Raw genomic sequence first — 11,868 nt, forward strand, 5'->3', positions numbered from 1 at the left:
GTGATGATTGGCTACTTTTAAGTCATATTTGATTTTTTTGCTTTATATTTGTGCAATTTCAGCGTTTTTCAACAAAAACGCATATACTAAGCGCAATTTTGACCTCCTTTATTTTGACGCTGCTTTCCCATCATGCAACTTTCTGATTTTAATTTCGACCTCCCTGATGAACTTATTGCCCGTTATCCTTTAGACACGCGCAGTGCTTCTCGACTGTTACACCTCGATGCTCAAGGTCAGCATCATGACTTCCAATTCACCGACATTTTAGATTTGCTCGATGCAGGTGATTTACTGGTCTTAAATGATACCAAAGTGATGAAAGCACGTCTCAAAGGCAAACGTGCTAGCGGCGGAGCTGTCGAAGTTCTGGTTGAACGCATGCAAGATGCATTTATTGCACACTGCCACATCAAAGCCAGCAACACACCCAAAGCGGGCGCTGAGCTCTTTATTGGCCCAGATGTCGTTAAAGTCACGGTGCTAGGTCGTCATGAAAATTTATTTATTGTGGAGTTTTCCCAGCCAATTTTAACGGTGCTGGATTTATACGGACAACTTCCGATCCCTCCTTACTTCAACCGTGAAGCTGAAGCCATTGATACCGAGCGTTATCAAACAGTATTTAATGATCCAACCAAGTTAGCCAGTGTCGCTGCACCTACCGCAAGCTTACACTTCGACCAAAAGCTCTTGGATCAACTTGAAGCCAAAGGTATTCAGAAAACCTTTGTCACTTTACACGTGGGTGCTGGTACCTTTCTGCCTGTACGTACCGATGATATTGCCAATCACATTATGCACAGTGAATGGTGTGATGTTCCGGAGCACGCCGTTGAGCTGATTCGCCAAACCAAAGCTCGCGGCAACAAAGTCATTTCTGTTGGAACAACCGCCACCCGTGCCGTAGAAAGTGCGGCTCAAGCGCATCAGGGTGAACTGAAAGCGTGGACGGGAGATACTCAAATTTTTATCTATCCAGGTTATGAGTTCAAAGTGGTGGATCGTCTTATCACCAACTTCCATCTGCCTGAATCGACCCTTCTGATGTTAGTTTCAGCGCTGTCAAATCGTGATAATATTTTGACGGCTTATCAACATGCGGTAGCCAACCAGTATCGCTTCTTTAGTTATGGCGATGCCATGTTAGTCGACCAACTTCAACCCAAATAAGAACCTCATATGCCTATCGATACAATCAAACATTCCATTCATATTCGACGTAAAAAGAATAAAGTTGTGTTTGATAATATCGACAAGCTTTGGGACATCGGCCGAGGGGCAGATTCGGCACAAGACATTCTTGACCGACTGCACCCTTGGAATGCCCCGATTACCCTCAAATTTGAAAATGTGCTGCCTATTCTACTTGGAATAGTCGGCATTTTTTTTATTGTGCCAGTGTTCTTTGTCGGAGAGCACATTTGGACCTTATTCAGCTTTTTATTCGGCTTAGGCTGTCTGCTTTGGGCCTATTTAAGTTATGAGCAAGATGATCCGCTTGAAGAGGTCACTGACTATCTCGAAAAACAAATTATTCATAAAAAATACCAGCTCAACGAGTTTACCCCTCCGCAGCATATTGGCGTGGCCCTACAACCTGCATTTTTTATTGCCCACCTCAAACAGCTGTTTCCAATTTTTAATCAAGGCGCCATCAGCAATGATATTCCTTACTACGCCAGTACCACTTGGCAGGATGAAGCAGGACAACAACATCAGGTTTTGCTGTTTCAATACCACTTTGTCGATGAAATTCGCGTACGTGATAAAGATGGCAATGAGTTAAAAGTTAAAGAAGTGCATAAAGACTTATGGGGATGTTTTGTCTTTGAGGTACCCACGCAAGGACTCGCGATTACCGCATACAATAAAAAATTTTATTATCCTTATAGTTTTCCATGGCATAGCAGTGATATTCAAATCAACCAAAAGCTCAAGTTTTTTGGTACTGACCAGATGCAGATGGCCAAACTCCTCTCCCCTGCATTTGTGCTGCGTACTGCCGATTTTTTCCGTTCTCGTGAAGGCGATTTACTTTTTCATCCTGAAAAAAATATCTTGTGCTATATCAGCCCACAAAACCTGTTTGAAATATCCAGCAAAACAAAAAAAATCAATGACATTTCGACATTGCGTGGACACTTACGCACTTTTAAATTACCTTATCTAGAGCGCTTAGAATCTGATCTAACGCAATTTTTAAAATAATGACATTTTGCCGTTTGAGGACTGTATGGGGCTATTGATTTTCTTATTGATTATTATTGCAATCGTGTTTGGCATAATCGTCATTCGCAATAATATTGTGCGACACCACAATGCAACCATTCGCGCATGGTCGGATGTAGCAACCTATGAGCGCCAGAAAATAAAAATTCTAGATGGCTTAGAGCCTCTAGTCGAACAATACTCCAGCTTTGAAAAAGGCACCTTGGAAAAAGTTACTGAGCTCCGTCAGAACATTCTCAACCTGAACTTAAACAATACAGATGTCAATCAGTTACAACGTATCGAAGCATTAAACCAAGAGCTGATGCGTAGCCTCAATGTTGTGGTCGAAAACTACCCTGAACTTAAAGCCAATGATATTTATCTAAAAATGATGAATGAAATTGAAGAGCAAAATGAAAATGTCGGTGCTGCGATCAGCATCTTTAACCGCAATGTCGAACTGTTTAACAACCACATTCAAATCTTTCCGAATAACATTGTAAACACCATGACTGTTGGTAAAAAAGCTGTGCGTCCATTCCGTGACGCCGCTGCGCTGCAAAATTTTGATTACCGCCCCAATTTCAACTAAAAAATCGCTTTAACACAAATCACACATCCAAGGCACTCAAAATGAGTGCCTTTTTAACGTCTAGGTTCACAACATCGTCTAGGCGATCCACTCTTTTCATCCTAATCACGACTCACTCGCCACCATGACATAAATTCAAACCGAAACAGCCCTTACAGCACACACCCCTGCTCCGAAGTGCTTTGCGTTAAAAGTGTTACAACACTGGTGTTTATTTGCATAATCAAGGAAAATAGCCTCCTTTTAGCGGCGAACTGTTTTTTCGCTCTTGCACTGCAAGCAAAGCAGTGCTTTGCTCTTGTTCAGGATATTTTATGAAGTTTGAAAAATTAGGTCAGTCGGGTCGCGCCCGTCGTGGTCGTTTAACTTTAGAGCACGGTGTGGTTGAAACCCCTGTGTTCATGCCTGTCGGTACTTATGGTACGGTGAAAGGCATGCTCCCGCGTGATATCGAAGATATCAAAGCGCAAATTATTTTAGGTAACACCTTCCATCTTTACCTACGCCCTGGCCTTGAAGTGATTAAAGAGCACGGCGGCCTGCATAAATTCATGAAGTGGGATAAACCCATTCTGACCGATTCAGGCGGTTTCCAAGTCTTCAGTTTGGGCGCGATGCGTAAAATTAAAGAAGATGGCGTAACGTTCCGCTCTCCAATTGACGGCTCTAAAGTATTTTTGTCTCCTGAAATCTCAATGGACATCCAACATACATTGAACTCAGACGTCGTGATGATTTTTGACGAATGTACCCCTTATCCTGCAACACATGAAGAAGCACAAAAGTCTCTACAACTGTCATTGCGTTGGGCAAAGCGTTGTAAGACTCAGCATCATGATGTGCTTGAAAATAAAAATGCACTATTCGGCATTATTCAAGGTGGTATGTATGAAGACTTACGTGATGAGTCTTTAAAAGGCTTGCTTGAAGTTGGTTTTGATGGTTATGCCATTGGTGGTCTGTCCGTCGGTGAACCGAAGGAAGAAATGATCAAGGTGCTGGATTATCTTCCAGAAAAAATGCCAGCAGACAAACCGCGCTACTTGATGGGCGTGGGTAAACCTGAAGACATCGTGGAAGGCATCCGCCGTGGTGTCGATATGTTTGACTGTGTCATGCCTACACGTAATGCCCGAAATGGACATTATTTTGTGACCGACGGTTTAGTACGTATCCGTAACAGTAAATACCGTCATGATCAAAGTCAGCTTGATCCACACTGCGACTGTTATACCTGTACCAACTTTACTCGCGCGTACTTATTCCATTTGGAAAAATGTGGAGAGATGCTGGGTTCAATGCTAGGTACTATTCACAACTTACGTTACTACCAACGCTTCACTCAAGACATTCGTGATGCATTGGATAATGATCGCTTTGATGCCTTTGTTGAAGATTTTTATGCACGTCGTGGTTTAGAAGTTCCACCTTGCCCCCAAGATTAATTGTTGTGAGCATTTGCGCTTGGTAAAAAGACAAGGTAAATTGCAGAACAAGTCTATTTATGATCAATTCGTTGGTCACCGTTTTTTTAGTTTAGGAATTTGAAATGAGCCTTTTTATTTCTACAGCTCACGCAGCGGGTGAAGCTGCACAACAACCAAGTATGGTCGCAAACTTATTGATGATTGCTGTTTTTATTGCAATCTTCTATTTCTTAATTTGGCGCCCTCAAGCAAAACGTGCTAAAGAGCACCGCTCTTTGGTTGAAAGCCTTGGCGTAGGCAGCGAAGTAGTATTTGCTGGTGGCTTAATGGGTAAAATCACTAAACTCGAAGGTGACTTTGCAGTGGTTGAACTGAGCCGCGGTGTAGACGTAAAAATTCAACGCGCAAGTGTGATTTCAGTTCTTCCTGAAGGCACATTAAATAACCTTTAATCAAAAAAATTAGTCGTGCATCCGCACGACTTTTTTCATTTTAAGAAGAAAACAAATGCGTTACCCAGCATGGAAATATCTACTGATTCTCGTGGTTTTGACGATCAGTACATTATATGCCCTGCCTAGTTTGTATCCGGATGAGCCTGCGGTTCAAATTTCTGGTGCCAAAGCTGGTACCCAAATTGACCAAAGCATCGTACAAAAAGCAGAGCAGATTTTAAAATCTGAAAGTATTTCAAGCCATGACAACAGTTTTAGCAATAATGCTGCACTGTTACGTCTTGACTCTAGCGAAGCACAATTAAAAGCCAAAGAAGCGTTACGTCGTGGCCTTGGTGATGACTATGTTGTCGCGTTGAACTTGGCGCCAACCACGCCAGAGTGGCTACAAAAAATTGGTGCAAAACCAATGAAGCTCGGTCTGGACTTACGTGGTGGTGTTCACTTCTTATTAGAAGTGGATATGGATAAAGCGATTGCTCAACGCATGGAAACCTCTGCGACTGATTTACGTCGTCAGTTCCGTGACAACAAAATTAAATTTAACAGCCTTGCATTAAACAACAACACCATTACCGTTCAGTTCGCCAACAATGATGATCGTACTGCGGCTCAAGACTACTTACGTAGCAATGGTAATGAATTTAATCAGCAAGCGGTCGCAACTGCGACAGGTTCAACCTTACGTTTAACCTATACCGATGTTCGCCGCCAAGAAATTCAATCTTATGCCGTGAACCAAAACTTAACCACTTTACGTAACCGTATTAACGAGTTAGGTGTGGCAGAAGCCTTGGTACAAACACAAGGTAGTAACCGCATCGTGGTTGAGCTTCCAGGTGTTCAGGACACTGCTGAAGCAAAACGTGTCTTGGGTCGTACAGCAAACCTAGAGTTCCGTTTGGTCTCTGACCAAAATGACCAAGTGATTGACCCTTATACCGGCAAGAGCAATGGTCAACCGCTTCCACCAGGAACCGAACTTTTTGCATATCAGTCTTTAGACAGCGGACGTGAATTACTTTTAAACCGTAACCGTATTTTAACGGGTGAACGTGTTCAAAACGCATCAAGTGGCTTTAGCCAAGACACTGGCGGTGCTGAGGTAAACATTACCTTAGACACAGCAGGTGGTAAACTGATGGCGGATGCAACCCGTAATGCGGTGGGTAAGCGTATGGCTGTGTTGTTCATTGAAAATAAACAACGTATTAGCTATATCACCGATCCTGCGACTGGTGCGCAAACCGAAGTCCGTACACCTTATGCAGAGTCTGTCGTGATTAACGCTGCAACTATTCAAGCAGTCCTCGGCTCTCAATTCCGTATTACGGGTCTAGATTCACCTCAAGAAGCGTCTGAACTCGCACTAATGCTACGTGCGGGTGCACTTGCTGCGCCAATGTACTTTGTTGAAGAGCGTGTTGTTGGTCCAAGCCTCGGTCAAGAAAACATTGATAAAGGTGTGCTATCGACTCAAATCGGTTTCTTACTTGTCGCGATCTGGATGGTGGTGTTCTTCCGTCTCTTTGGCTTAATTGCTAACTTTGCCTTGGTCTTCAACTTAGCCATGATTCTAACGGTCATGTCTTGGATTGGTGCTTCCCTTACCCTCCCAGGTATTGCGGGTATCGTGATTACCATTGGTATGGCGGTCGATGCCAACGTCTTGATCTGTGAGCGAATACGTGAAGAAATAAAGTGGGGAGCATCGCCCAAACAAGCCATTGTGGCGGGTTATGACCGTGCTTATAACACCATTTTCGACTCAAACTTAACCACGTTCTTGGTTGCGTTTATCCTATTTGCTATCGGTACTGGCCCAATTAAAGGCTTCGCTGTGACCTTAATGATCGGTATTATCTGCTCTATGTTTACTGCTATTACAGTAACACGTGCGATTGTACAGCTCATTTATGGCAAAAAACGTAACTTGAAAAAGTTGAGCATATAAGGAGATCGATGATGACTGATGTGACTCAACAAGATTCAAAAAAATACGGCCGTCCAGATGATGAACGTGTGATTGATTTTATGAAGATTGCGCTGCCTGCAGCCATTCTTTCTATTGTCTTAACCATCGGCAGCCTATTCTTTATTTTCACCAAGGGTCTTAACTTAGGTTTGGACTTTACTGGTGGTATTTCTGCCGAATTGAACTATAGCAAACCAGTGAAATCAGCCGATGTATCTGCTGCACTAACCAAAGCTGGCTTTCATGACCCTGTGGTACAAACCATTGGTTCAGATCGTGATTTGATTGTGCGTATGCCTGTACAAGAGGACACAGCCGCAGAAGACTTAACCAAAACCATTACCCAAGCTGTACAGTTACCGGGTAACTCGGCTTCAGTTAACAAAGTTGATGTGGTGGGTGGACAAGTCGGGAATGAACTCTACATTCGCTCAGCGGGTGCTGTGGCTTTAGCGTTACTGCTAATGTTGGTCTACGTAACGGTTCGCTTTGAGTTCAAACTGGCGATGGGTGCGGTACTGTCTTTGTTCCATGACGTGGTGGTCACCATTGGTATTTTTGCCATGATGCAGTGGCCATTTGACTTAACTGTATTGGCTGCAATTCTGGCTCTGATTGGTTTCTCACTGAATGACAATATTGTCGTTTCGGATCGTATACGTGAAAACTTCCGTAAGATTCGTGGCGCTTCGCCTTTAGAGATCGTTAACATCGCTTTAACTGAGACCCTACGTCGTACCATTCACACCTCAATGACTTTATTGTTGGTGGTGATCTCGATGATGATCCTCGGTGGTGATGGCCTTAAATGGTTCTCTGTTGCGATGTTTGTGGGCGTCTTTGTGGGTACCTACTCTTCAATCTACATCGGTACAGCTTTTGCTTTATGGCGTGGCTTAAACCGTCAAGACTTCATTGTTCAAGTGAAGCCTGAGTTTGAAGAAGAAAATGAAATTCCATAAATGCACACCATAGTGTGAAAAAAGAAAGCCTCTCAATCGAGAGGCTTTTTTATGTCGGTGTGAAGATGTTGTATCAGCTCAATCTGAGGCAACGCATAGCCACGGCAGGACTGTTCTGCCCGCCAAGCCACGGTCAACATCACATCTCCCAACTCAAAATTTTGATAGGCAAAACTCCCAATCAGCGGATGACTACACATGCCGCCATTATGCGTTGGATGTGCTTGAGTGTTCAGTTCATTTAAGTTTAAACGAATGCCTAAACCTGATGCTTTAAGCACAGCTTCTTTGGTGGTCCAGACCTTAAACCAGTATGCTTTGTCCTGATCATACTGTTGCCACACGCGAAGTTCCTCTACGTGAAAAGCATGTTTAGCCAAAGCCTCAAAGCGGACTTTTCGGCTTAACTCCTCCACGTCCACACCTAGATCCTGCATCCGCTCACTCGTAGCTAAAGCGTAGTAGTTTTGGCTGTGACTATGATTGAAATAAAAGGAAGGTTGATCAAGTAAATAAGGTTTACCTGTCTCACTGAGCGCAATGGAGTGATCATCCACAATCATTTGCCGTTGTTCGGATAAGCATTGATTGCGATATTGATAAATGGCTTGTTTTCGCTGCGTAATTTGCTCCACACGTGACAGGCTGTGATCCACCTGAACAATGTCCTCAATCTTTTTCAGCTCAACACGTATTGTCCTTGCCACTTTGCCTTCCTATCATGGTTTCATGCATCATAAAATAAAAAAGCCCAAAGATCACTTTGGGCTTTTCAGCATCAAAACCTAAATGCCTGATTAGCGTTTGAATTTCTTCTCAGCTTTCTTAAACTTCTGAACATAACGACGCTTACGTGCTGCTGTACGTTCATCCACCTGTGACTTACGTCCTTCAAATGGGTTTTCAGAGGTTTTAAACTCAATACGTACTGGCGTACCTTCAAGTTTGTACACTTTACGGAATACGTTTTCTAAATAACGGCGATAATCCGCAGGGGTTTTATCGACTTTGTTACCATGCACTACAATCGTTGGTGGATTTTGACCACCCATATGTGCATAACGCATTTTAATACGGCGACCACCGACCATTGGCGGTTGGTGCGCATCCGTAGCATCACTTAAAATTTGTGTGATTTTTGCAGGTGAAACTTTCAAATGTGACGAATCATAAGCACGGTGAATCGATGGATATAGATCCCCCACACCCGTACCATGCAATGCAGAAATTAAATGCACTTTCGCCCAAGGAATAAAGTCAAAGCGACGATCGACATCCAACTTACATTGTTTACGATCATACTCGGACATATTGTCCCATTTGTTAATCGCAATCACCATCGCACGGCCCGCTTCAAGCGCGTAACCAATCAAATGTAGATCTTGCTCAACCACACCTTCACGTGCATCAAGTACAACCACGATAACATGCGCATCTTTAATAGCTTGGAGTGTTTTCACAATTGAGAACTTCTCAATCATTTCATCGACTTTACCTTTACGGCGCACACCTGCAGTATCGATTAAGGTGTACTGACGGCCATCACGTTCATACGGAATATAGATCGAGTCGCGGGTTGTCCCCGGCTGGTCAAATGCAACTACACGCTCTTCACCCAATAAACGGTTCACCAGCGTCGATTTACCTACGTTTGGACGACCAATAATCGCTAAACGTAAGCCTGTGTTCTTATCGTGTTCGTCTGCATCTTCATCTTCAGGCACACTTGAAAGCACATCTTCAAGCATTTGCTGTACACCGCGACCATGGCTCGCAGCCACTTGCATGGGTTCGCCCATACCCAACTTGTAGAATTCAACAAGTGCAGCTTCGGCATGTACACCATCAACTTTGTTCGCCACAAGGTAAACTTTCTTACCGAGTGTACGTAGCTCACGAGCAATTTGCTCATCCGATGCGAGTAGGCCTGCGCGTGCATCGACTACGAAGACAATAATATCGGCTTCATTGATGGCTGTTTTAGACTGTTCCGCCATGTAAGAGTCGATACCGCCTTCATTTTCGCCAATACCACCAGTATCAACCACAATGAAAGACTTATTTTGAAATACGGCATCACCATATTTACGGTCACGAGTCAGACCGGCAAAGTCAGCAACAAGCGCATCTCGGCTTTTGGTGATCTGGTTAAATAGCGTTGATTTTCCGACGTTCGGACGACCAATGAGCGCAATTACGGGTTTCATAGATTAACCTTTATTCAAGATCAGCCAGTGAGACTGGTCTGAACATCAGAAACTGGAAGAAAAATTAGGTGAAAAACCTGAATAAAAACTCGGGGTTTTGACTAAGCAAACACCCCGAGGAATTTAAAAAATACGAATTTCGACTAGTTTAACATAAGTCGAACAGAATTAACGATTCTGCCAAATGCTTAATGCACCCTTTCGTGTCGCAACATAGAGCTGATCATCAATCACACGTAAAGTACGCACTTCGCCAGACGTCTTAGCACGACCGATCAATTCACCTGTCGCAGGGTTCAGCATGTGCAATACGCCATCTAGATCACCGACAATCAAGTCTTGGCCTAACATCACAGGATTACTCAATTGGCGGTTCAGCAGGCTGTCATTTTCCCAAAGCTTTTGACCCGTGCTAATTTCATAAGCCACTAACTTGCCGTCAGTTTGCGCCACGAATACACCATTACCCACCACTTCAGGGCGCTGCGTACTACTCGAATCTTCACTCCACACCACTTGCTGTGAAGCCAAGTCTGTCATGGTCACTTGACCTTGATAGCTGGTCGTAATCAAGTACTGACCTGCCACTACAGGATCACCATCAACATCATTCAAACGTTGAATATCCGAACGACCATCCGACACAGCTACACGGCGCTGCATACGTGGCACGCCAGTGAGCACATCTAAAGCATAAACATAGGCATTAGCTGAAGAAATGAGCACTGTACGCGCATCAACAGGAACAGGCGCTGCATTACCACGTAAGCTAAGTTGTACATTTGGTAAGTTATAGGTCCACACTTGCTGACCTGTTGCCAAATCATGCGCAAAAACAGTGCCATCATTACTGACAGAAATAACACGACCCGCTTGAATCAACGATGGCGCAAGAAGTGCACCTGTTAATTGTGCAGTCCATTTTTGCTCACCAGTTGCCTGATCTAAAGCAAACAACTGACCTTTGGCGTTACCTACAATGACATGACCATCGGCAGCCTCAACACCTGAACTCAAGCCCGCTTTAGATACTTCTTTCTGCCATAGTTTTTGTTTGCCTTGATACGCCGTTACGACACCTTTAGGGTCAAGTGCAAAAACTACACCGTTGTCTGCATCTAGGCGTAAACGTAAAGGATCAGCAGTCGAAGTTGAAGACACACTTTGAGAAAATACAGGAGTCAGAGTTTTCGCCTGCGTCAGTTTTGGAAGTGGATTCGGCTTAACTTCTTCTACTTTTCCGCTACTTGCACAACCCGCAAGCGCTAAAGTTAATACGGTTAATGCGCACGAAATTTTGTATTTTCTATTCATTCAGTTTCTTCCGCTGCTGTTTCTATAAGTGGACGTTCGATTTCAGGATCATCAACTAAAATACCAACACTTTCGAGTTTAATTTGTAAAATTTGGCGTTCTTGTTTACGTTTAACCAACTGATCCCATGCACTTTGGTAGGCTTTTTTCGCATTTTCGATGTCGTTTTTAGCCACATAGACATCGCCCAAAGCTTCATCGGCTGTCGCTTTAAAAGCAGGATCTTTTACCAATGCGAGGTTTTTAATCGCATCATCAAACTTCTTTTGAGCCAATTGTGCATACGCTAAACGCAATTTCACAATTTGCACTAAGCCGTCGTCATCCACTTTCGAGTTTTCAACTTTCTTTAACGCTTTTTCAGCACTAGCATAATCCGCTTTGTCATAGGCCAATTTTGCCATCAACAATTGCGTTTGAATAGCCTGCGCTGAATCTGGTGCTTCTTTCACAATTTTGTCCGCAGTTGCAGACAAGGCTGTAAATGCATCGCCTTGTGTTGCACGTGCTTCATCCATTAATTGCTGAACTTTAGCCGTGTTCATTTGGTTCTCAGCCAAAGTCTTCTTCTGCCAGTATTGCCATCCAAAAAAGGCAATCAGCGCAATTAAAATCCCACTAATAATGGCTGAACCATATTTCTTAGTGAAAGACTTTAAACTATCAAGTTGTTCTTCATCACTTAATGCGCTCATGTGACTACCCTTTCCTTATATTTTGGC

At 43.5% G+C, this 11,868-nt stretch carries 11 protein-coding genes; 7 read left to right on the plus strand and 4 right to left on the minus strand.

The features are described from left to right. Positions 1 to 132 precede the first annotated feature (132 nt). From queA to secF, 7 genes are all read left to right on the plus strand, one after another. Positions 133 to 1,173 (plus strand): tRNA preQ1(34) S-adenosylmethionine ribosyltransferase-isomerase QueA, encoded by a 1,041-nt coding sequence (gene queA, locus GVX98_RS14970; protein WP_159128522.1) that lies wholly within the window; start codon positions 133 to 135, stop codon positions 1,171 to 1,173. Between the two features lie 9 nt (positions 1,174 to 1,182). Continuing rightward, positions 1,183 to 2,211, plus strand: a complete 1,029-nt coding sequence (locus GVX98_RS14975; protein ID WP_159128523.1) for a hypothetical protein — start codon at positions 1,183 to 1,185, stop codon at positions 2,209 to 2,211. A gap of 25 nt (positions 2,212 to 2,236) precedes the next feature. Beyond that, a complete protein-coding gene (locus GVX98_RS14980; protein WP_159128524.1) occupies positions 2,237 to 2,806 on the plus strand; it encodes a LemA family protein in 570 nt (189 codons plus the stop codon). A 314-nt stretch (positions 2,807 to 3,120) separates the two neighbouring features. Beyond that, complete coding sequence (tgt, locus tag GVX98_RS14985; RefSeq protein ID WP_159128525.1) at positions 3,121 to 4,251, plus strand: tRNA guanosine(34) transglycosylase Tgt; 1,131 nt, start codon at positions 3,121 to 3,123, stop codon at positions 4,249 to 4,251. A 104-nt stretch (positions 4,252 to 4,355) separates the two neighbouring features. Beyond that, the gene (yajC, locus tag GVX98_RS14990; protein WP_004697692.1) at positions 4,356 to 4,685 is read left to right on the plus strand and encodes a preprotein translocase subunit YajC; all 330 of its coding nucleotides are present in this window, start codon (positions 4,356 to 4,358) and stop codon (positions 4,683 to 4,685) included. Between the two features lie 55 nt (positions 4,686 to 4,740). Then, the gene (gene secD / locus GVX98_RS14995; RefSeq protein WP_004983529.1) at positions 4,741 to 6,642 is read left to right on the plus strand and encodes a protein translocase subunit SecD; all 1,902 of its coding nucleotides are present in this window, start codon (positions 4,741 to 4,743) and stop codon (positions 6,640 to 6,642) included. Between the two features lie 8 nt (positions 6,643 to 6,650). Then, the gene (gene secF, locus GVX98_RS15000; RefSeq protein ID WP_171065426.1) at positions 6,651 to 7,625 is read left to right on the plus strand and encodes a protein translocase subunit SecF; all 975 of its coding nucleotides are present in this window, start codon (positions 6,651 to 6,653) and stop codon (positions 7,623 to 7,625) included. Positions 7,626 to 7,657: 32 nt separating this feature from the next. On the opposite strand, the gene GVX98_RS15005 is transcribed toward secF, so the two are convergent. The 4 genes from GVX98_RS15005 to GVX98_RS15020 all read right to left on the minus strand — a co-directional run bounded on the left by GVX98_RS15005 (position 7,658) and on the right by GVX98_RS15020 (position 11,841). Beyond that, on the minus strand, positions 7,658 to 8,332 hold the full coding sequence (locus GVX98_RS15005) for a 4'-phosphopantetheinyl transferase superfamily protein (RefSeq protein WP_171503353.1): 675 nt from the start codon (positions 8,330 to 8,332) through the stop codon (positions 7,658 to 7,660). Between the two features lie 90 nt (positions 8,333 to 8,422). Next, on the minus strand, positions 8,423 to 9,832 hold the full coding sequence (gene der, locus GVX98_RS15010) for a ribosome biogenesis GTPase Der (protein ID WP_004697684.1): 1,410 nt from the start codon (positions 9,830 to 9,832) through the stop codon (positions 8,423 to 8,425). 168 nt (positions 9,833 to 10,000) lie between these two features. Then, on the minus strand, positions 10,001 to 11,146 hold the full coding sequence (gene bamB, locus GVX98_RS15015; RefSeq protein WP_058870298.1) for an outer membrane protein assembly factor BamB: 1,146 nt from the start codon (positions 11,144 to 11,146) through the stop codon (positions 10,001 to 10,003). After that, a complete protein-coding gene (locus GVX98_RS15020; protein ID WP_004983519.1) occupies positions 11,143 to 11,841 on the minus strand; it encodes a tetratricopeptide repeat protein in 699 nt (232 codons plus the stop codon). Before GVX98_RS15020 ends, bamB begins: the two co-directional genes overlap by 4 nt. Positions 11,842 to 11,868: the final 27 nt, after the last annotated feature.

The sequence above is a fragment of the Acinetobacter sp. 8I-beige genome (assembly GCF_902505955.1).
Classification (GTDB): Bacteria; Pseudomonadota; Gammaproteobacteria; order Pseudomonadales; family Moraxellaceae; genus Acinetobacter; species Acinetobacter johnsonii.

What these genes read in the sequence shown, in the direction of transcription:
- GVX98_RS15020 (WP_004983519.1), bottom strand. Translation starts at nt 11,841, where the DNA reads ATGAGCGCATTAAGTGATGAAGAACAACTTGATAGTTTAAAGTCTTTC.
- yajC (WP_004697692.1), top strand. Translation starts at nt 4,356, where the DNA reads ATGAGCCTTTTTATTTCTACAGCTCACGCAGCGGGTGAAGCTGCACAA.
- secF (WP_171065426.1), top strand. Translation starts at nt 6,651, where the DNA reads ATGATGACTGATGTGACTCAACAAGATTCAAAAAAATACGGCCGTCCA.
- der (WP_004697684.1), bottom strand. Translation starts at nt 9,832, where the DNA reads ATGAAACCCGTAATTGCGCTCATTGGTCGTCCGAACGTCGGAAAATCA.
- GVX98_RS14975 (WP_159128523.1), top strand. Translation starts at nt 1,183, where the DNA reads ATGCCTATCGATACAATCAAACATTCCATTCATATTCGACGTAAAAAG.
- GVX98_RS14980 (WP_159128524.1), top strand. Translation starts at nt 2,237, where the DNA reads ATGGGGCTATTGATTTTCTTATTGATTATTATTGCAATCGTGTTTGGC.
- bamB (WP_058870298.1), bottom strand. Translation starts at nt 11,146, where the DNA reads ATGAATAGAAAATACAAAATTTCGTGCGCATTAACCGTATTAACTTTA.
- tgt (WP_159128525.1), top strand. Translation starts at nt 3,121, where the DNA reads ATGAAGTTTGAAAAATTAGGTCAGTCGGGTCGCGCCCGTCGTGGTCGT.
- queA (WP_159128522.1), top strand. Translation starts at nt 133, where the DNA reads ATGCAACTTTCTGATTTTAATTTCGACCTCCCTGATGAACTTATTGCC.
- secD (WP_004983529.1), top strand. Translation starts at nt 4,741, where the DNA reads ATGCGTTACCCAGCATGGAAATATCTACTGATTCTCGTGGTTTTGACG.